The sequence below is a fragment of the Streptomyces sp. NPDC043861 genome (assembly GCF_056435905.1).
Map to the genome: position 1 here is coordinate 195017 of NZ_JBWKDP010000005.1, position 20153 is coordinate 215169.

Consider the following 20153-nt stretch of genomic DNA (forward strand, 5'->3'; position numbering starts at 1 on the left):
AGGGGCCGACCGGGTCGTCCTCTCCAACGGATGAGGCCCGCTCCCCCGAAGGGGAGCGGGCCTCACTCAGCTGCTGTCAGCCGTGCCGGAAGTCAGAGCCTCAGCTCTGGCCGCCCGCCAGCTTCTCGCGAAGGGCAGCCAGGGCCTCGTCCGAGGCCAGGGCGCCGGAGTTGTCGTCCGACTCCGAGGAGTACGAGCCACCGGTCGGCGCGGCGGCCGGAGCGGCGGCGCCACCCTCGGCAGCAGCGGCCTCGTCGGCCTCGCGGGACTTGATGACCTGCGCCTGGTGCTGCTCGAAGCGCTGCTGCGCCTCGGCGTACTGGCGCTCCCACTCCTCGCGCTGCTTCTCGAAGCCGTCGAGCCAGTCGTTGGTCTCCGGGTCGAAGCCCTCGGGGTAGATGTAGTTGCCCTGGTCGTCGTAGGACGCAGCCATGCCGTACAGGGTCGGGTCGAACTCGACCGACGCCGGGTCGGCACCGAAGGACTCGTTGGCCTGCTTCAGGGACAGCGAGATCCGGCGACGCTCGAGGTCGATGTCGATGACCTTGACGAAGATCTCGTCGTTGACCTGGACGACCTGCTCCGGGATCTCCACGTGGCGCTCGGCCAGCTCGGAGATGTGGACCAGACCCTCGATGCCCTCGTCCACGCGGACGAACGCACCGAACGGAACCAGCTTCGTGACCTTGCCGGGGACGACCTGGCCGATCTGGTGCGTGCGGGCGAACTGCTGCCACGGGTCTTCCTGCGTCGCCTTCAGCGACAGGGAGACACGCTCGCGGTCCATGTCGACGTCGAGGACCTCGACGGTGACTTCCTGGCCGACCTCGACAACCTCGGACGGGTGGTCGATGTGCTTCCAGGACAGCTCGGAGACGTGGACCAGACCGTCGACGCCACCCAGGTCCACGAAGGCACCGAAGTTGACGATCGAGGACACGACGCCGGAGCGGACCTGACCCTTCTGCAGGGTGGTGAGGAACGTCTGGCGGACCTCGGACTGGGTCTGCTCCAGCCAGGCACGGCGGGACAGGACCACGTTGTTGCGGTTCTTGTCCAGCTCGATGATCTTCGCCTCGAGCTCCTTGCCGACGTACGGCTGGAGGTCGCGGACGCGACGCATCTCCACGAGGGAGGCGGGGAGGAAGCCGCGGAGGCCGATGTCGAGGATGAGACCACCCTTGACGACCTCGATGACGGTACCGGTGACGATGCCGTCCTCTTCCTTGATCTTCTCGATGGTGCCCCACGCACGCTCGTACTGCGCGCGCTTCTTCGAGAGGATCAGGCGGCCTTCCTTGTCCTCCTTCTGGAGAACCAGGGCCTCGATCTCGTCGCCGACCTTGACGACCTCGTTCGGGTCGACGTCGTGCTTGATCGAGAGCTCGCGGCTCGGGATGACACCTTCGGTCTTGTAACCGATGTCGAGCAGGACCTCGTCCCGGTCGACCTTCACGATGACGCCGTCGACGATGTCGCCGTCGTTGAAGTACTTGATCGTCTCGTCGATCGCGGCGAGGAAGGCTTCCTCGTTACCGATGTCGTTGACCGCAACCTGCGGGGTGGTGGCGGTGGTCTCGGTGCTGCTCGTCATGTGGGAAAGGGCTCCGGTACGGACATTGAAGTCGTAGGTACTGCTACGCCGTGAGCCCGATACCGCAGCTGAAGAAGCCGGACAGCCAAGGAAGCGCCAACCCGAGGGGAATGGCGCCTCGAAAACCGAGGGGACATACAACAGATGCGAGCGCGGCCTGCTCCGTCTGAGGCGCGCAAGCCCGCAGCGCAACCTTTAGCATAAGGGGGCGGCAGGGCACGGTCAATGCGCGAAGCCGCCCACCCGGGGCGGAATGACCCATACCCGGCACAACTAAGGTTTGCCAAGGCCACAATGGCCGCGCCTCGCTCTTCCGCGACACGTCGGCGACACGTCCGTGCGAGGCCCGAGCAACGTACAACGACGGGCGAGATGATCCAAGAGTACGGAACGGACGCCGGACCGGAATCGGAGCCGGAAGCCACCCGGCGTGACGCCGGGGACGCGGAGAGCAGCCGGGCGAGCCGCGGCTGGTGGGACCGGAACGCGGACGAGTACCAGAGAGAACACGGAACGTTCCTGGGCGACGACCGGTTCGTGTGGGGCCCGGAGGGGCTGGACGAGGCGGACGCACGGCTGCTCGGACCCGCGGACTCCCTGAACGGGCTGGACGTGCTCGAGATCGGCGCGGGCGCGGCCCAGTGCTCGCGATGGCTCGCGGCGCAGGGGGCGCGACCGGTGGCCCTGGACCTCTCGCACCGGCAGCTGCAGCACGCCCGCCGCATCGGCGGCGGCTTCCCGCTGGTGGAGGCGGATGCCGGGGCGCTGCCGTTCGCCGACGCCTCCTTCGACGCCGCATGCTCGGCCTACGGTGCGGTCCCCTTCGTGTCCGACCCGGTGAAGGTGTTCCGCGAGGTCCACCGTGTACTGCGGCCGGGCGGGCGGTGGGTCTTCTCCGTCACGCATCCGGTCCGCTGGGCGTTCCCGGACGAGCCCGGCCCCGAGGGGCTGAGCGTGGGCTCCTCCTACTTCGACCGCACGCCGTACGTCGAGCAGGACGAGCAGGGGCGTGCCGTCTATGTGGAGCACCACAGGACGGTCGGCGACCGGGTGCGGGACGTGGTGGCCGGGGGCTTCCGTCTGCTCGACCTGGTCGAGCCGGAGTGGCCGGCCTGGAACAGCCAGGAGTGGGGCGGCTGGTCCCCGCTGCGGGGGAATCTCATCCCGGGGACGGCGATCTTCGTGTGCGAGAGGGACGGGACGGTGGTCCCCCCTGCCGACGTCGTCCGGCCTCCGGCCGGCGGTGCCCCCGGGGGGAGGGACTAGGCCGTGGTCCGCGAGGACGCCTTGTCCCGACTGCCCGTACGCACCGCCCTGCCCGCGCTGGGGCGGGCGCTGGACGAGCACGGGGCCGCGGTGCTGTGCGCACCGCCCGGCACGGGCAAGACGACGCTGGTGCCGCTGGCCCTGGCAGGGCTGTCGGAAGAACCGGCGCGCAGCGGTTCGTACCCGGCCGGCGGGCGTGTCCTCGTCGCCGAGCCGCGCCGGATCGCGGCGCGGGCGGCGGCCCGGCGGATGGCGTGGCTGCTCGGGGAGAAGATCGGGCAGCGGGTCGGGTTCACCGTGCGCGGAGAGCGTGCGGTGAGCCGGGAGACCGTCGTCGAGGTGGTCACCACGGGCGTTCTGCTGCAGCGGCTGCAGCGGGACCAGGAACTGCCGGGCGTCGACGTCGTGATCCTCGACGAGTGCCATGAGCGGCATCTGGACGCCGACACGGTGGCGGCGTTCCTGCTGGACGTGCGGGCGGCCCTGCGGCCGGACCTGAGGCTGGTGGCCGCCTCGGCGACGACGGACGCGGCGGGGTGGGCGCGGCTGCTGGGCGACGCGCCGGTGGTCGAGGCCCAGGGCGTCGCGCATCCGGTGGAGGTGGTGTGGGCACCTCCCGCCCGCCCCGTGCGGCCGCCGCACGGGATGAGGGTGGATCCGGCACTGCTCGCGCATGTGGCGTCGGTGGTGCGGCGCGCCCTGGCGGAACGGACGGGAGACGTCCTCTGCTTCCTGCCCGGCGCCGGGGAGATCGCCCGGGTCGCGGGACTGCTCCGGGGCCTGGACGCCGAGGTGCTGCAGGTGCACGGGCGGGCTCCGGCGTCGGTGCAGGACGCGGTTCTCTCCCCCGGGCCGGGCCGCCGGGTCGTGCTGGCCACATCGGTCGCGGAGTCGTCCCTGACCGTTCCGGGCGTTCGGGTCGTCGTGGATGCGGGCCTCGCCAGGGAACCGCGTACCGACCATGCCCGGGGGATCGGCTCGCTCACGACGGTGAGGGCGTCCCGGGCGGCTTCCCGCCAGCGCGCCGGCCGGGCTGGGCGTGAGGCACCGGGTGCGGTCTACCGCTGCTGGACCGAGGCCGAGGACGCACGGCTGCCGCGCTTTCCCGCCCCGGAGATCCAGATCGCGGATCTCACCGCGTTCGCCCTGCAGGCAGCCTGCTGGGGCGACCCCTCGGCGTCCGGGCTCCCGCTGCTGGACCCTCCCCCGGACGGTGCGATGGCCGCAGCCCGCTCGGTGCTCTCGGCGATCGGCGCGGTCGACGCGTCCGGGCGGGCAACCGACCGGGGTGTCCGGCTGTCCCGGCTCGGTCTGCACCCGCGGCTCGCCCGCGCCCTCCTGGACGGCGCCCCGGAGGTGGGTGCGCGGCGCGCGGCGGAGGTGGTGGCCCTGCTGAGCGAGGAGCCCCCGCGGGAGTACGGCGACGATCTCGCGTCGGCCTGGCGCTCGGCCCGTCACGGCGGCGACGCGTACGGGCCGCGCTGGCGCGCGGAGGCGCAGCGGCTGGCGCGCGCCCTGGGCGATACCGCCCCGGCAACGGCCGGGCCCGGTTCGCGGGGGCGGCCGACGGGCGGCGGGGGGCATGCCGCCGACGACACCGTCGCGGGGTTCGTCACCGCGCTGGCCTTCCCCGAGCGGGTCGCCCGGGCGCGCGGGGAACAGGCGTTTCTCATGGCCTCCGGCACTGGGGCGGAGCTCGGGGACGGTTCCCGCCTGCGGAGTGCGCCGTGGCTGGCGGTTGCCGTCGCGGACCGGGCTTCGCATGACGCGTCGGCGCGGGTGCGTCTGGCCGCGGTGATCGACGAGGGCATGGCCCGTGGCGCCGCTCACCATCTGCTGTCCAGTGGCGAGGAGACGCACTGGGAGGCCGGGGACGTCGTCGCCCGGCACGTGGAACGGCTGGGGGCGGTGGAGCTGTCCGTCCGGCCGTTGAAGGATCCCGATCCGTCGCTTGTGCGAGGCGCGCTGCTGGAGGGGCTGCGGCGCGAGGGGCCCGGGCTGCTCGCCTGGTCGCGCGATGCGCAGGCACTGCGCCGGCGCCTGGCGTTTCTGCACCGGGTGCTCGGCGCACCCTGGCCCGAGGTGTCGGACGGGGCGCTGCTGGAGCGGGCGGGGGAATGGCTGGAGCCCGAGCTGTCCCGTGCCCGCCGGCGGGCCGATCTGGGGCGTATCGACGCCGGGCAGGCGTTGCAGCGGCTGCTGCCGTGGGCGACCGGCGACGCGGCCCGTCTCGACGAACTCGCCCCGGAACGCATCGAGGTGCCGAGTGGCTCCCGGGTCCGGGTGGACTACACGGGCGAGCAGCCGGTGCTGGCGGTGAAGCTCCAGGAACTGTTCGGGCTGAGGGCGACGCCGGCCGTCGCGGGCGTGCCGGTGCTGGTGCATCTGCTGTCGCCCGCCGGGCGGCCCGCGGCCGTGACCGCCGATCTCGCGTCCTTCTGGCGCGACGGATACCGTGCCGTACGGGCGGAGTTGCGCGGGCGCTACCCCAAGCATCCCTGGCCCGAGGACCCCATGTCGGCGGAGCCCACGCGCGGCGTCAGACGCTGACCGGTTCCGGTTCGCGCCGTGGCACGGGGGGACCGTCGGGGCGCCGGGACCGTGCCTCCAGCCAGAGGGAGAGCACGAGCAGCAGGAGCCCGACGCCCACGAAACCCCAGGGCAGGTACGAGACCAGCAGCAGGACGATCGTGCGGTTGGCCGAGACGAGATCGACGGTGTACGCGATGTAGTCCTCGCGCATCCTCACATGACCGGAAAAGGCCGTGACCTTGTCCCTGCCGCCGAGCAGCGAGCCGCCGCGCAGCTCCTCCGTGTGGATCTCCTCGCCGTTGACGGGGGCGCCGGTGACCGGCTCGACCCAGAACATGCGCTTGGTGGTGTACCAGCGCGTGGTGCCGGTCTGCTTCTCCAGGGTCGTCGCGTCGATGCCCGGCATCGGCATCTTCTTCGGGTACGGGACCTTCGTCCAGGGGATCGTCTGCTCGAAGTAGTAGACCTCCAGACCCCGGAAGGTCCTCGTCCCCCTGTAGTGGATCGGCGCGGAGGCACGGGTCTGGGCGTCGAAGTACTCGTAGTCCCGCTTCTCCGTGAGGAAGGGCCACTTGAACTCGATGCCCTCGCGCCGCACCGCGTCCCCGTCGACCGTCTCACCGGTCGCGTGCACGGGTGCCTGGGTGTGGGCGTCGAAGATGTAACGCTCGGGTATCTGGGAGATCATCGCGCCGTCGGGTCCCTGGACATGGGACAGCGAGTCCCACACGACGACGTCCCGGCCCGCGTCCCGCTCGATCCTCTCCGACTCCTCGACGTTCCCCTTGAGGGTCTGCACGATGGTGACCTTCTCGACCTGTTTCGCCTGCATCGTGTCGTACTGCAGCAGGGTCGCCGGCTTCGCCTCGAGCACCATCTCCTGGTACTGGCTGGGGGGGATCTTCGCCAGCCGGGGAAAGGCGTACCAGCGCAGGACCGGCGCCAGGGCGGCGAAGAAGACGGCGAGGGACAGGAGCACGAGGCTCGCTCGGCGGCGCATGGCTTGCTGGTCCTCCCGTTACTTCTTGGGGCCGGGGACGGTGGTGAGGAGCGGCCGGGGGGAGGTCTCGCCCGGGGGCACGTCGAGCACCGCGAGGAGCAGCACGACGAGCAGCACGGGGGCAAGTCCGATGGCGGCGGCGGCGAGGGCGCGCATGGTCGGCCTCCCGGGGGCATGGATCGGATCCGGCTGGAACTGACATGGCGTCAGAACATCGGGGCGCAGGCACCGTAGCAATGCGTCCGCGAGATGAGAACAGCCGCACACACGGCACCGCACACGACACGGCGCCGCCCCTCACCTGAGCGGTGAGGGGCGGCGCCGTGCACGCGACGGGCTGCCGGGCCCTGACGGGGAGGCGTACGGCCCGGACAGGACCTGGGGTCTTTCGTTTGGATCGGGCTGGATCAGTCACCGGGGCACGCGAGCCCGGCAAGATCCAAACGAGGGCCCTAGGCGCCCGGGGCCGGGTCCGTGGACGGCGTCGGGTCCGGGGCCGGGTCCGTCGACGGGCCGGGGGCGGGGTCCGGGGCCGCGACCTTCAGTTCGAGGGTCAGCGTCGCACCGCCCGCCGTGGTCAGACGCAGCAGGAAGGTCCCGGTCCGGTCGTCGGCGAAGACCTTCGGCAGGACGAGCACACCCTCGGCGTCGGTCTTCAGCGCCGTCAGGGTGCGGACCGGCTTGCCTTCCGCGTCCTTGAAGTAGGGGCCCTTGGTGTTCTCCGCCGGGTCGTCGGCCGAGGTGATCATGGTGGCGGTGACCGCCACGCCCGCGGCAGCGGCGCCCTTGAACGTGGCCTTGACCTCGACCGCTTCGGTGAACTCGGCGCCGGGCGCGGCGGTCAGCTCCTTGTCGCCGGTCCTGGCCAGGGCGTCGGCCCGGCGCTCGGTCACGGTCGCTGCGTAGTCGAGGCCGGGCAGCGTTCGGCCGGACACGGTGACCCGGACGCTGAAGTCGACCGTCTTCTCACCGGCCTTGAGGACGGGCGCGACGGCGCGCCCGTCGGCGCCTGTCATGACGACGGCCTTGGTGCGGCCCTCGCTGAAGCGGGCGTCGGTGTCACCGACGATCTCGAACGTGAGCTCCGTCCTCGCGACACCGGCGCCGATCCGGTTCTCGGCTCGGACCTTGATCCGCTCGACGAACTCCTTGCCCGCCGTGGCCGTGAGCGCCCCGGTGCCCGCGTCCTCGACACGCGCCACGCCCAGGACGGGCGGCGGCGTCGGAGTGGCCGTGCCGCCTCCGGGCGCGGGCTTGGCCGGCGGGGTCGTCGGCGGGGTCGTCGGGGGTGGCTTCGGGCCGGGCTTGTCACCGGGCTTGGGGCCGGGCCGGGGGCCGGCACCGGGACTCGTGCTGGGACCGGGGGTGACGGGGTCGGCCGGCGAGACGCCGTTGTCGCTGCGGTCGACCGGCATCACGCCGGCACCGTCCGGGACTTCATGGCTGCCGCGCTTGTAGTACTCGAACCAGGACAGCACCGTGCGCAGATATTCCTGCGAACGGTTGTAGCTCAGGATCGCCCGGTCCAGGTCGGCCTGCTGCGACAGGTCACGGCCGTCGGCGCACAGGTACTTCCCGGCTGCGAGTGCCGCGTCGTAGATGTTGTTCGGGTCCTTGCGGCCGTCGCCGTTGCCGTCCTGGCCCCAGCCGTCCCAGGTGGAGGGGATGAACTGCATGGGGCCGACGGCGCGGTCGTGGGTGGTGTCACCGTCGTAGGCACCGTTGTCGGTGTCCGGGATGTTGGCGAAGCCGGCTCCGTTGAGGACCGGGCCGAGGATCGGTGAGGTCGTCGTGCCGTTGCCGTCGACACGGCCGCCGCGCGCCTGTCCGGATTCGACCTTGCCGATCGCGGCGAGCAGCTGCCAGGGAAGGCGGCAGGCGGGGTCGGCGGTGGTGAGGGCGGTCTCGGCCCGCTTGTACGCATCCAGGACCGTGGCCGGGATACCTGCTTCCGCCGGACCCGTCACCACCGGGACGTCCGCGGAAGTGCCCGGCTTGTTCGGGGTGTTGAGCGGGGGCAGATCCGTGAAGTACGGGGAGTCGCCGGTGGCCGAGTTCGTGGGCGGGGTGGTCGACCCGGCCGCGTTGCCGTCGCCTCCGGCGGTGCCGGGGGTCACCCCTGGCGCCTGCGACGCGGAAAGCGCCGCCACCGCCGCCGCGGCCACCGCAGTTGTGGTGGCTCCCTTGCGCAGCCGTCGGCCGAATTGCGCTGCCATAGGTGTGTCCCCTCCCCGTGGACGGCTTCCGCGCTCCCCGCGCCTTGCCTCAGGCGACCCTACGGCAACGACGGGTTGCGTAACACAGTCCCCCCGGCCGCTCTTGCGTCCTGTTCACCAACCGGTCATCCGGCGGCAGTGCGCGGTCCCCGGGACGACGCGTTCGCAGGGCGGACGGTCGGCATCGCGCATACTGGGTCGGACTGCTCGAAGCCGGTCGCACTGGGGGACCTTCATGCCGTTCACACTCAGCCATGCCGCGGCCGTGCTGCCCGGCATCCGGAGGAACGGCACTGCGCGTGGTCCGCTGTTCGCATCGGCGCTCGTTGCGGGGTCCTTCTCGCCCGACATGACGTACTTCGCGGCGAGCGTCCTGCCCGGCGCGATGGAGTTCGGCAGCGTGACCCACGCTCCGGCAGGGGTGCTGACGGTCGACGCGGTCCTCACCGCGGCGCTCGTGGGGCTCTGGCTGCTCGTTCGCGATCCGGTGGTGTCCCTGTTGCCGCGCCGGTGGCGGGGGCGGCTGTCCACACTGCTGCGGGGCCGTGCCTGGGACGAACGGCCGCCGGCAGTCGCGGCGCTGTGGTTCTACGTCTCGGCGGTGCTGGGTGCGACGACGCATGTGGTGTGGGACGCGTTCACGCACTTCGACCGCTGGGGTGTGCGGGCGCTGCCGGTGCTGAGCGAGACCGTGTCCGGGTTTCCCCTCTATACGTACACGCAGTACGGCAGTTCGGCGCTCGCCCTGACGGCCGTCGTCTGGTTCGTGGCCTCGTCACTGCGCCGGCTGCCGGTGACGACACCGCTTCCCGCGGACCTTCCGGTGCTCGGCCGTGGGGAGCGAGCGGCGGCGGTGGCACTGCTGGTCGCGTGTGTGCTCGCCGGCACGGCCCACCGCTGTGTGCGCTGGTACCAGTACTGGGGCCGCATCGACACGCCCCTGGACATCATCCCCACGGCCTGCTTCGGCGCGGGCGCGGGCCTGGCCGCGGGTGTGGTGCTCTTCGGCGCGGTGGTGCGCCTGCGCATACGCCGGGACACGGCACCGGTCCCCCGCACCGAGGACGACCGCACGGGCGTGGCCTGAACGGTCCCCGCACAGGGCCCGGCCACAGGCAAGCGGACAGGCCCGGCGGGCGGGCGGACGGCGGGGGCGTCGGCCCCCGCCGTCGGGTCAGTGCGCTGCCGACTCCCAGTCCGTGCCCACGCCGACCGACACATCCAGCGGCGCCCGCAGATCCACCGCCGTCGACATCTCGTGGCGGACGATCTCCTCGACCCGGTCGCGCTCCCCCGAAGCGATCTCCAGCACGATTTCGTCGTGGACCTGCAGCAGCATGCGGGAGGTGAGCCCTGCCGCCCGCAGCGCATCGTCGACGCGGAGCATCGCGACCTTGACGATGTCAGCCGCAGTGCCCTGGATCGGCGCGTTCAGGGCCATGCGCTCCGCCGCCTCACGGCGCTGGCGGTTGTCGCTGTTGAGGTCGGGAAGATAGCGACGGCGGCCGAGCATCGTCGCCGTGTAGCCCGTGGCCCTGGCCTCGTCCACGACACGGCGCAGATAGTCACGGACTCCGCCGAAGCGCTCGAAGTAGGTGTCCATGAGAGCCCGTGCCTCGGCCGCCTCGATGTTCAGCTGCTGTGACAGCCCGAACGCCGAGAGACCGTAGGCCAGTCCGTACGACATCGCCTTGATCTTGCGCCGCATCTCCGCGTCGACCGCCGGCCGCTCGACACCGAAGACCTGCGAGGCGACGGTCGTGTGCAGATCCTCGCCGGAGGTGAACGCCTCGATCAGGCCCGCGTCCTCCGACAGATGAGCCATCACCCGCAGCTCGATCTGGCTGTAGTCGGCGGTCATGAGCGACTCGAAGCCCTCGCCGACGACGAACCCCCGGCGGATGGCACGCCCCTCATCGGTGCGCACCGGCACGTTCTGCAGGTTCGGGTCCGTCGACGAGAGCCGTCCGGTGGCCGCGACCGTCTGGCTGAAGGTGGTGTGGATCCGGCCGTCCGCGGCGACGGTCTTGATCAGGCCCTCGACCGTGGACCGGAGCCGGGCCTGCTCACGGTGGCGCAGCATGATCACCGGCAGCTCGTGCTCGGTCTGAGCGGCCAGCCAGGCCAGCGCGTCCGCGTCCGTCGTGTAACCGGTCTTGGTCTTCTTCGTCTTGGGCAGATTCAGCTCGCCGAAGAAGACTTCCTGGAGCTGCTTGGGAGAGCCGAGGTTGAACTCATGGCCGACCGAGGCGTGCGCCTCCTTCACGGCCTGCTGCACGGCTCCGGCGAACTGCTGCTCCATCGCCTCCAGATGGGCGCGGTCGGCGGCGATGCCGTGCCGCTCCATCCTGGCCAGCAGCAGGGAGGTGGGGAGCTCGACGTCGTGCAGCAGCTCGGCCGCGCCGACGTCCTTCAGCCTCTCGCCGAACGCCTCGCCGAGGTCGAGGACCGCACGGGCCTGGGCCATCAGGGCATCGGCCTCGGCGTGCTCGTCCACACCGAACGCCAGCTGCCCGTCGGCGGCGGCGGGTGCCAGCTCACGGTGCAGATACTCGACGGACAGGGCGTCCAGCGCGAACGAGCGGCGGCCGGGCTTGACCAGATAGGCGGCGAGCGCGGTGTCCATCGTGACGCCCGCGATGTCCCAGCCGTGCTCGGGGAAGACCCGCAGCGCCTCCTTGGCGTTGTGCATGATCTTCGGGCGTGCAGGGTCGGCGATCCAGCCGGCGAAGGCCCGCTCGTCGGCCTCGTCGAGCCGGGTGGTGTCGAACCAGGCCGCCTTCCCGTCGGCGGCCGCCAGCGCGACCTCGCTGACGCTGCCGACGCCCAGCGCCCACGCCGTGACGGTCGCCACGCCGAGCGGCTGTCCGCCGTGCTGCTCCAGCCAGGGGGCGAGCCCGCCGGCTCCCAGCACACTGCCGTCCAGCTCCACACCGGCGTCCGGGGCGGGGGCCTCTTCCTCCTCGGCGCCCGGGTCGACCGCGAGCAGCCGCTCCCGCAGGCTCGGATTGCGGATCTCGAGGACTTCCAGGAAGCCCTTGAGGGCCGTCCTGTCGTAGGGAGCGCGTTCCAGGTCGGCGACGGACCGGGGCAGCTCGACGTCACGCACGAGCTCGGTCAGGTGACGGTTCAGCTTGACGGCCTCGAGGTGGTCGCGGAGCGCCTGCCCGACCTTGCCCTTGACCTCGTCGGCGCGCCCGACCAACTCCGCGAACGAACCGAACTGGTTGATCCACTTGGTGGCGGTCTTCTCTCCGACGCCGGGGATGCCCGGCAGATTGTCGGACGGGTCGCCGCGCAGGGCGGCGAAGTCCGGATACTGCTGCGGGGTCAGTCCGTACTTCTCCTCGACCTTCTCCGGGGTGAATCGGGTCAGCTCGGAGACACCCTTGGTCGGGTAGAGCACGGTCACATGGTCGGAGACCAGCTGGAAGGAGTCCCGGTCACCGGTGACGATCAGCACCTCGAAGCCGGCGGCCTCGGCCTGCGTGGCGAGGGTGGCGATGATGTCGTCCGCCTCGAAGCCGTCCACCGCGAAGCGCACCGCGTTCATGGTGTCCAGCAGCTCGCCGATCAGCTCGACCTGGCCCTTGAACTCGTCCGGGGTCTTCGAGCGGTTCGCCTTGTACTCCGGGAAGTCCTGGGAGCGCCAGGTCTTGCGGGACACGTCGAAGGCCACACCGAAATGCGTGGGCGCTTCGTCGCGCAGCGTGTTCGCCAGCATCGACGCAAAGCCGTAGACGGCATTGGTCGTCTGGCCGCTCGCGGTGGTGAAGTTCTCCGCGGGCAGCGCGAAGAACGCCCGGTACGCCAGGGAGTGCCCGTCCATGAGGAGCAGGCGGGGACGGGTTTCGTCTGCGGTCTTCTTCGATGCTGTCTCTGCCACGCACACGATCCTGCCACGGACCGCCGACAATGCCGCTCGCGCGGAAGGAGGGGGGCTCGTTGTCGGCGATGCGTGACAGGATTTGTTGTGTACGACTCCGTCCGGCGCTCAAAGGGGAGCACGATGGCCAGCAAGCCGCCCGCAGATGATCCGGTGCAGGACGCACCGCAGGTCGAGGCGCCCCGGCACGCCGCCGCCGGCCTCCCCGCGATCGGGCACACGCTGAGGATCGCGCAGCAGCAGATGGGGACGGTGCGCAGCGCGCGCACACTGCTCAAGGTCAATCAGAAGGACGGGTTCGACTGTCCGGGCTGCGCCTGGCCCGAGGGTGACAAGCGGCATGTGGCGGAGTTCTGCGAGAACGGCGCGAAGGCGGTCGCCGAGGAGGCGACGCTGCGCCGGGTCACGCCCGACTTCTTCGCCGCGCACCCGCTCTCCGACCTGGCGTCCCGCAGTGGGTACTGGCTGGGCCAGCAGGGCCGTATCACCCAGCCCGTGTATCTCCCGGCGGGCGCCGACCGGTACGAGGCGGTGACCTGGGAGCGGGCGTTCGCGATCATCGCGGAGGAGCTGACCGCGCTCGACTCCCCCGACGAGGCTCTCTTCTACACGTCCGGGCGGACGAGCAACGAGGCGGCGTTCCTGCTGCAACTCTTCGCCCGCGAGTTCGGCACCAACAACCTCCCCGACTGCTCGAACATGTGCCATGAGTCCTCGGGCTCGGCACTCGTGGAGACGATCGGCGTCGGCAAGGGAAGCGTCTCCCTGGAGGATCTGCACCGGGCGGATCTGATCATCGTGGCCGGTCAGAATCCCGGCACCAACCATCCGCGGATGCTGTCCGCGCTGGAGAAGGCCAAGCAGTCGGGCGCGAAGATCATTTCGGTGAATCCGCTCCCCGAGGCGGGCATGGAGAAGTTCAAGAACCCGCAGACCCCGATGGGCCTGCTCAAGGGTGCCTCGCTGAACGACCTCTTCCTCCAGATCCGTATCGGCGGTGACCAGGCCCTGTTCCGGCTCCTCAACAGGCTGGTCCTGGAGACGGACGGCGCCGTCGACGAGGAGTTCGTCAGGGAGCACACGCACGGCTACGACGAGTTCGCGGCCGCCGCGAAGGCCGCGGACTGGGACGAGACGCTGGCCGCCACCGGACTCGAGCGCTCGGCGATCGACCGGGCCCTGCGGATGGTGCTGGCCTCGAAGCGGATCATCGTCTGCTGGGCGATGGGCCTGACCCAGCACAAGCACGCCGTCGTGACGATCAAGGAAGTCGTCAACTTCCTCCTGCTGCGCGGCAACATGGGCCGGCCGGGCGCCGGGGTCTGCCCCGTCCGCGGCCACTCCAATGTGCAGGGCGACCGCACGATGGGCATCTTCGAGCGGCCCACGTCCGCTTTCCTCGATGCCCTGGACAGGGAATTCGGCATCAGGGCACCGCGCCACCACGGGTTCGACGTCGTGCAGTCCATCCGTGCACTGCGCGACGGACGGGCCAAGGTGTTCTTCGCCATGGGCGGCAACTTCATCGGGGCGACCCCGGACACCGAGGTCACGGAGGCGGCGATGCGCCGCGCCCGGCTCACGGTGCATGTGTCGACGAAGCTCAACCGCTCGCACACGGTCACCGGCATGCGCGCACTGATCCTCCCCACGCTCGGCCGCACCGACAAGGACGTGCAGAAGAGCGGCAGGCAGGTGGTGAGCGTCGAGGACTCGATGGGCTTGGTGCACGCCTCGCGGGGCAACCTGCCGCCGGCAAGTCCCCATCTGCTCTCCGAGCCGGCGATCGTGGCGCGCATGGCACGTGCGGTCCTCGGAGCGCAGTCACGGACACCGTGGGAGGAGTTCGAGGCGGACTACGCGACGATCCGCGACCGGATCGCACGGGTGGTCCCCGGCTTCGAGGACTTCAATGCGAAGATCGCGCGGCCGGGCGGCTTCACACTGCCGCACGCGCCCCGCGACGAGCGCCGCTTCCCCACCGCCACGGGCAAGGCCAATTTCACGGCGGCCCCGGTCGAGTACCCCGAGGTGCCCGAGGGCCGGCTCCTGCTGCAGACCCTGCGCTCCCACGACCAGTACAACACCACGATCTACGGTCTCGACGACCGCTACCGCGGTATCAAGGGCGGCCGTCGCGTCGTCCTCGTCAACCCCGCCGACGCCCGTGAGCTGGGCCTGGCGGACGGCGCGTACACGGATCTGGTCAGCGAGTGGCACGACGGAGTGGAACGCCGTGCACCCGGCTTCCGTGTGGTGCACTACCCGACCGCCCGGGGCTGCGCCGCCGCCTACTACCCGGAGACCAATGTCCTGGTGCCGCTGGACGCCACCGCGGACACCAGCAACACCCCCGCCAGCAAGTCCGTCATCGTCCGTCTGGAACAATCACCGTCCGCCTAAGCGTTTGCTCAGGCAGCTGAGGACTCATACCGATGCATGACGACGTACACAGACGTACGCACACGAACGGAGCCGGGCCCATGGGCGAGCAGACCACCGTGAAGTTCCCGCAAGAGGTCATCGACGAGTACGCGGAGCTCGGCATCGACCTGCCCGCACTGTTCTCCGCCGGGACGCTCGGCACCCGCATGGGCGTACGGATCGTCGAGGCCTCGGCGGAGCGCGTCGTCGGCACCATGCCCGTCGAGGGCAACACCCAGCCCTACGGGCTGCTGCACGGCGGTGCCTCCGCGGTCCTGGCCGAGACCCTGGGCTCGGTCGGCTCGATGCTCCACGGCGGGGTCTCCAGGATCACGGTGGGCGTGGACCTGAACTGCACCCACCACCGGGGTGTCCGCTCCGGCACGGTCACCGGGGTGGCCACCCCGGTGCACCGGGGCCGCTCCACCACCACCTACGAGATCGTGATCACCGACGAGCAGGACAGGCGGGTCTGCACGGCCCGCCTGACCTGCATGCTCCGGGACGTGCGCCCCCAGGACGCGGAGAACATCCCGGGGGCGACGGTCTGACGGACCGCCCCTACCGGCCGACCGGCAGTGTGACGCTGCTGATCCCGGCCCGGACGGACAGCGCCGTCCCGGCCGGGTACCGCAGCGTGTAGTCGTAGTCGGTCGAGATCAGCACGACTCCCAGCCGGTGCCCCTTCCTGAACACATGGTCCTGTGGCTGCATCCCCCACTTCAGGCGGTACTCCCGGCCCTCGACCACCTTGGTCTCCCGCTCGGCGGAATGCCTGTTGCGGATGTCCAGCCAGCCGCGGGACACGATCTTGAAGGGGGCGGTCTCGGTCCGGTGAACGGTCCGGAACGTGCATCCGGTGTCACCGGGGATGCCCTCGCCGTAGCAGATCTGCTGCGAGGTGTCGGCGACGGTCGCGGCGGTCGCACGGGTGTCGGTGCCGTAGTCGACCAGCAACGCAGTGACATACGGTGACGTGCCGGAGAGCGAGGCGCGCACCGACACCCGAGGCACACCGTTGACCCGCAGATCGGCCGGGAGCGGTCCGGTCGTGTACGCGAGCCGGTCGGGCCTGACCGTGTCGGGGGCGGCGACCAGCTGCTCCGCGGGCACCGTGCGGCCCGCATCGGTCATCGTCCGCAGCACCGGCCTGCCCGGCAGCGGCGAGAGACCGTCGTCGTTCAGCCGCAGCGTGAGGTCACGGGTGCCGCGTGCGGGCCAGTCCGACTGCTGCCGCCAGCTGAAGTCGGCCTGCTCGACCTCCACACGGGGCGCCGTGAGCGCGCCGTTGTCGAGTCCGTACAGCCAGTGGTCGAACCACTGGTGCAGCTGTTTCAGCCACTCCTCCATGCGCAACGGCATCGGATTGATGTGACCGGCCTGGTGCAGCCACAGCTTGCGCGGCACGTCGTGCTTCTTCAGTGCGTCCCACAGTTGTCCGAACTGCTGGGTCTTCACGTTCCAGTCGTTGCCGCCGTGCACGACGAAGACGCCCGCCTTGATCCTGCCCACGTCCCGGAGATAGTCCCGCTCCTTCCAGAAGCGGGTGAAGTCCCCGGTCACCCGGTCCTGTTCGGCGGTCAGCCGCTCGATCACGGGCTTGCAGACCTCACGGTCCGCACGCGTGTGAACGTACGTGGCAAGTACGTCCGTGTCCTCGCCCTGGAAGCCGCCCGGCGCCACCACCCCGCCGCCCGCGCGGTAGTAGTCGTACCAGGAGGAGATCCCGGAGATCGGCACGATCGCCTTGAGGCCCTCGACCCCCGTCGAGGCGACGGCGGTGGGCAGGGTGCCGTTGTACGAGATGCCCATCATGGCGGTGTCACCTGTCGACCAGGGGGCGTCCACCGGATCGCCGCCGAGGTCCCAGCCCCTGGCACGGCCGTTCAGCCAGTCGACCGCGGCCTTGGCGCCGAGGGTCTCGTTCCGGCCGCCGGAGGTCGGGCAGCCGGTGGAGCCGCCGGTTCCGAGGCTGTCGACCTGTGCCACCGCATAGCCGCGCGGCAGGAAGTAGTTGTCCGTGTATCCGGCCCAGGGAACGGAAGGACCGGACAGCCCGGCGGAGCCGGGGCCGGACTGCGCGGAGGCGTCCACGAGCCCCGGGACACGCTCCCCCGGTGCCAGCAGCCTGCCCGCCGGGAGCCCGTCCTCGTCCACGTCGACGTTGTGGTTCTGCACCTCGTTGCCGCCGGCCCAGTAGGGGCTCGCTTCGACGATCGTGGCGACCTCGAGCCCCGCGTCCGTCTCCTTGGGGCGCAGGATCCTCATCCGTACGGTGTCACGACGGCCGTCACCGTCACTGTCGGCCTCGGTCTCGATGTCGACCTGTTGGTAGATCGCGTCGGCGCGGGAGAAGACCGGCCGGGTCTCGTTGTCCACAATGCTCAGTGAGGGTTCCCCGGCCCCTGCCGCGGGCGCGGGCAGCGCCGTCAGCAGGGAGACCGCCAGGGCCGCCGTGCCCCAGGTCCTGGCCCGGCGCATCGAGCGGGACGTACGGGAACGGGATGCCCCGCGGGGAGTGACTTCCGTGGTGGATGTGCGGAAAGGTGATGTGCTGAAGAGGGATGTACGCACCGCGCGTACTCGGATGGGTCTCGCCATCGTGCCTGCCTCCACGGCCGGAGTTGGTGACGATCACGCAGGAAGCGCGGACACATTCCACCGCTTGTGCACCGGGCACACCAGTGCGCAACGCCCTTCACCCGGGGTGTTGTTGACCGACGTGTTGTGCACCCGCAGACGGCGGGCCTAGCGTTCTGCCATGAGGCACAAGGCGTACCGCCCGGCCGGGACCGCCGTCCGCGCAGCCCTGGCGGCCGGTGTCCTCGCTGTCGCGGCGGGCTGCTCCGCGGGCCCCGGCAGCGCCCGGCCCGCCCCCTCGCCGCGTACGACCTCACCCCAGGAACTGTGTGCACACGTCGTCGCCCAGTGGGGACACCGGATCCTCGCCTCCGGCGAAACCGGTTACGGCGACTACCAGTCGATGGGCCTGTCCAACGCCCAGTACGACATCCTGCGCGAGACCCTGGACGCAGCTCGCGCGGAGAAGAGGCGCAACGGTATCCCCGGTGCAGTGAAGTTGATCGACCGTCAGGCGGAAGGACGCTGCAGGGAGCGCCACCGGGGCGGCACTCCGGGCGGCGGGCCGTGGCAATGAGCGGCGTCGGCCCCGTGGAGCCGGGCGAGGGCACCCACCCCGTTCACGCTCCCCCGCCACGGCCCCGCCGGGGACCGGCCGGGGCATGGACGGCGCGCCACCGCCGCACGGCGGCAGCGGTGCCCACACTGCTCGCGCTCGCCGCGGGCTCCGTCTGGCTCTACGCCACCCGGCCCCGTCCCGACCCCGGCCCCTGGCCTGCGCAGGTGGTCTCGGTGGCGTACGAGGGCGCCTCCACGGCTGCGGGCCGCACGGACGGCGTACTGCGCTTCTCCGTGCTGGTCACCGTCGACTCGGGCCCTCCCGTCACGGTCGAGAGCATCCGGCAGCCCTCGGGCGGTCTGCGCCTGAGCACCTCCCCGAACCCCCCCTTTACGGTGAAAGCCGGGTCAGCCCGTAGCGCAGACATCATGATCAAAGTGGGCGACTGCGGAAAAGCGCCACGGAATGCCGGTCTCCCTTTCCTCGATGTAACGCTCCGTAATGTCCGCGCAAAACAGGACCAGAGTTTCATCCTGGGCGACCGCTACGCACGGGACCTGGCCAGGGCCGTGACCGACTACTGCGAGCAACCACCACGGCTGTCATGACCAAAGTCCGGAAACAGTCATGCACTCCATGCCGCAAATCCGTTCGGGATAACAAGAGCGTCACAGCCTTGCCCAGACCAGTGCTGAATTCCCATTTACCCGCTTAGAGTCACGGCCAGTCACCGCGCCACCGGATTCCTTGCCAGTAAGGCTCCAGCGCTCGACTCGGCACTCCAACGGGAGATGCCGTGCCAGGTGAAAGGACCAGATTCGTGCGTCAACGTTCGCTCATAGCCATAACCGCTGCACTCGCTGCGGGGGCACTTACCCTTACCGCCTGTGGCTCGCGCGACGACAAGGGCGGAGACTCTGCGGCCGGTGGCGACACCACCGTGGTCATCGGTGTCGACGCGCCGCTCACCGGCGACCTCTCCGCGCTCGGACTCGGCATCAAGAACTCCGTGGACCTTGCGGCCAAGCAGGCCAACGAGAAGAAGTACGTCAAGGGCATCACCTTCAAGGTCGAGGCCCTCGACGACCAGGCACAGCCCTCCTCGGGCCAGCAGAACGCCACCAAGCTCGTCGCCGACAAGCAGGTCATGGGTGTCGTCGGGCCGCTGAACTCCTCGGTCGCCGAGTCGATGCAGAAGGTCTTCGACGACGCGAAGCTCGTCCAGGTCTCCCCGGCCAACACCAACCCCGCCCTGACCCAGGGGCCGGAGTGGAACACCGGCACCAAGAAGCGCCCGTTCAACTCGTACTTCCGTACGGCCACCACGGACGCCATCCAGGGCCCGTTCGCCGCGCAGTACCTCTTCAACGACGCCAAGAAGAAGAAGGTCTTCGTCGTCGACGACAAGAAGACCTACGGTGCCGGACTCGCGGCCACCTTCAAGGCCGAGTTCACCAAGCTGGGCGGCAAGGTCGCCGGCGAGGACCACATCAACCCGGAGACCAAGGACTTCTCCGCGGTCGCCACCAAGATCAAGAACTCGGGTGCCGACGTCGTCTACTACGGCGGTGAGTACCCCGCGGCCGGCCCGCTGAGCAAGCAGATCAAGAAGGCCGGTGCCAAGATCCCGCTCGTCGGCGGTGACGGCATCTACAGCGCCGAGTTCATCAAGCTCTCCGGCAAGGAGGGTGTGGGCGACCTCGCCACCTCCGTCGGCGCCCCCGTCGAGACCCTGCCGTCCGCCAAGGAGTTCGTCGCGAACTACAAGGAGGCCGGCTACAAGGAGGCCTTCGAGGCCTACGGCGGCTACTCCTACGACTCCGCCTGGGCGATCATCGAGGCCGTGAAGAAGGCCGTCGACGACAACGACGGCAAGCTGCCCGAGGGCAAGGACGCCCGCGCCAAGGTCCTCGAGGCCATGAAGGGCGTCTCCTTCGACGGTGTGACCGGCAAGGTCTCGTTCGACGAGTTCGGCGACGCCACCAACAAGCAGCTCACCGTGTACCAGTACAAGGGCGGCGCCTGGGCGCCCGTCAAGTCCGGCACGTTCTCCGGCTGATCCCCCACCGCATCACATTCATGGCCGCGCGGGGCGC

Annotated in this window: 14 protein-coding genes; 8 read left to right on the forward strand and 6 right to left on the reverse strand. The window is 70.5% G+C overall.

What is annotated here, in order from left to right; all coding sequences use genetic code 11:
- Positions 1-100: 100 nt before the first annotated feature.
- Entirely contained in the window at positions 101-1594 is a 1494-nt protein-coding gene (rpsA, locus tag AC068D_RS14435) for a 30S ribosomal protein S1 (RefSeq protein WP_478823326.1), read from the reverse strand.
- A 372-nt stretch (positions 1595-1966) separates the two neighbouring features.
- On the opposite strand from rpsA, the gene AC068D_RS14440 reads away from it, so the two are divergent.
- Together AC068D_RS14440 and hrpB are read left to right on the forward strand one after the other, a co-directional pair.
- On the forward strand, positions 1967-2860 hold the full coding sequence (locus tag AC068D_RS14440) for a class I SAM-dependent methyltransferase (RefSeq protein ID WP_478823327.1): 894 nt from the start codon (positions 1967-1969) through the stop codon (positions 2858-2860).
- A 3-nt stretch (positions 2861-2863) separates the two neighbouring features.
- Positions 2864-5410, forward strand: a complete 2547-nt coding sequence (hrpB, locus tag AC068D_RS14445; protein ID WP_478823328.1) for an ATP-dependent helicase HrpB — start codon at positions 2864-2866, stop codon at positions 5408-5410.
- On the opposite strand, the gene pgfA is transcribed toward hrpB, so the two are convergent.
- From pgfA to AC068D_RS14460, 3 genes are all read right to left on the reverse strand, one after another.
- Positions 5400-6392: a cell envelope lipid trafficking protein PgfA gene (gene pgfA, locus AC068D_RS14450; RefSeq protein ID WP_478823329.1), complete on the reverse strand. Its 993-nt coding sequence runs from the start codon at positions 6390-6392 to the stop codon at positions 5400-5402. The two genes, hrpB and pgfA, sit on opposite strands and share 11 nt — an antisense overlap.
- Before the next feature lie 18 nt (positions 6393-6410).
- On the reverse strand, positions 6411-6548 hold the full coding sequence (locus AC068D_RS14455) for an SPW_0924 family protein (RefSeq protein WP_478823330.1): 138 nt from the start codon (positions 6546-6548) through the stop codon (positions 6411-6413).
- 296 nt (positions 6549-6844) lie between these two features.
- Entirely contained in the window at positions 6845-8608 is a 1764-nt protein-coding gene (locus AC068D_RS14460; RefSeq protein WP_478823331.1) for a lytic transglycosylase domain-containing protein, read from the reverse strand.
- A gap of 235 nt (positions 8609-8843) precedes the next feature.
- Between AC068D_RS14460 and AC068D_RS14465 the strand changes: the two genes are divergently transcribed.
- The gene (locus tag AC068D_RS14465; RefSeq protein WP_478823332.1) at positions 8844-9695 is read left to right on the forward strand and encodes a DUF4184 family protein; all 852 of its coding nucleotides are present in this window, start codon (positions 8844-8846) and stop codon (positions 9693-9695) included.
- An 87-nt stretch (positions 9696-9782) separates the two neighbouring features.
- On the opposite strand, the gene polA is transcribed toward AC068D_RS14465, so the two are convergent.
- Complete coding sequence (gene polA / locus AC068D_RS14470) at positions 9783-12437, reverse strand: DNA polymerase I (protein WP_478823590.1); 2655 nt, start codon at positions 12435-12437, stop codon at positions 9783-9785.
- A gap of 180 nt (positions 12438-12617) precedes the next feature.
- Here polA and AC068D_RS14475 point away from each other — a divergent pair, with 180 nt between their 5' ends.
- Complete coding sequence (locus AC068D_RS14475) at positions 12618-14897, forward strand: FdhF/YdeP family oxidoreductase (RefSeq protein ID WP_478823333.1); 2280 nt, start codon at positions 12618-12620, stop codon at positions 14895-14897.
- 80 nt (positions 14898-14977) lie between these two features.
- The gene (locus AC068D_RS14480) at positions 14978-15469 is read left to right on the forward strand and encodes a PaaI family thioesterase (protein WP_478823334.1); all 492 of its coding nucleotides are present in this window, start codon (positions 14978-14980) and stop codon (positions 15467-15469) included.
- Positions 15470-15479: 10 nt separating this feature from the next.
- On the opposite strand, the gene AC068D_RS14485 is transcribed toward AC068D_RS14480, so the two are convergent.
- Positions 15480-17399 (reverse strand): Xaa-Pro dipeptidyl-peptidase, encoded by a 1920-nt coding sequence (locus AC068D_RS14485; RefSeq protein WP_478823335.1) that lies wholly within the window; start codon positions 17397-17399, stop codon positions 15480-15482.
- Positions 17400-17679: 280 nt separating this feature from the next.
- Here AC068D_RS14485 and AC068D_RS14490 point away from each other — a divergent pair, with 280 nt between their 5' ends.
- From AC068D_RS14490 to AC068D_RS14500, 3 genes are all read left to right on the forward strand, one after another.
- The gene (locus tag AC068D_RS14490; RefSeq protein WP_478823336.1) at positions 17680-18075 is read left to right on the forward strand and encodes a hypothetical protein; all 396 of its coding nucleotides are present in this window, start codon (positions 17680-17682) and stop codon (positions 18073-18075) included.
- Positions 18076-18194: 119 nt separating this feature from the next.
- Positions 18195-18665: a Tat pathway signal sequence domain protein gene (locus AC068D_RS14495; RefSeq protein WP_478823337.1), complete on the forward strand. Its 471-nt coding sequence runs from the start codon at positions 18195-18197 to the stop codon at positions 18663-18665.
- A gap of 212 nt (positions 18666-18877) precedes the next feature.
- Positions 18878-20116, forward strand: a complete 1239-nt coding sequence (locus AC068D_RS14500) for a branched-chain amino acid ABC transporter substrate-binding protein (RefSeq protein ID WP_478823338.1) — start codon at positions 18878-18880, stop codon at positions 20114-20116.
- Positions 20117-20153 lie beyond the last annotated feature (37 nt).

Coding starts and splice junctions, on each gene's coding strand:
- rpsA (WP_478823326.1), bottom strand. CDS start 1,594: ATGACGAGCAGCACCGAGACCACCGCCACCACCCCGCAGGTTGCGGTC.
- AC068D_RS14440 (WP_478823327.1), top strand. CDS start 1,967: ATGATCCAAGAGTACGGAACGGACGCCGGACCGGAATCGGAGCCGGAA.
- pgfA (WP_478823329.1), bottom strand. CDS start 6,392: ATGCGCCGCCGAGCGAGCCTCGTGCTCCTGTCCCTCGCCGTCTTCTTC.
- AC068D_RS14455 (WP_478823330.1), bottom strand. CDS start 6,548: ATGCGCGCCCTCGCCGCCGCCGCCATCGGACTTGCCCCCGTGCTGCTC.
- AC068D_RS14460 (WP_478823331.1), bottom strand. CDS start 8,608: ATGGCAGCGCAATTCGGCCGACGGCTGCGCAAGGGAGCCACCACAACT.
- AC068D_RS14465 (WP_478823332.1), top strand. CDS start 8,844: ATGCCGTTCACACTCAGCCATGCCGCGGCCGTGCTGCCCGGCATCCGG.
- polA (WP_478823590.1), bottom strand. CDS start 12,437: ATGGACGGGCACTCCCTGGCGTACCGGGCGTTCTTCGCGCTGCCCGCG.
- AC068D_RS14475 (WP_478823333.1), top strand. CDS start 12,618: ATGGCCAGCAAGCCGCCCGCAGATGATCCGGTGCAGGACGCACCGCAG.
- AC068D_RS14480 (WP_478823334.1), top strand. CDS start 14,978: ATGGGCGAGCAGACCACCGTGAAGTTCCCGCAAGAGGTCATCGACGAG.
- AC068D_RS14485 (WP_478823335.1), bottom strand. CDS start 17,399: ATGCGCCGGGCCAGGACCTGGGGCACGGCGGCCCTGGCGGTCTCCCTG.
- AC068D_RS14490 (WP_478823336.1), top strand. CDS start 17,680: ATGAGGCACAAGGCGTACCGCCCGGCCGGGACCGCCGTCCGCGCAGCC.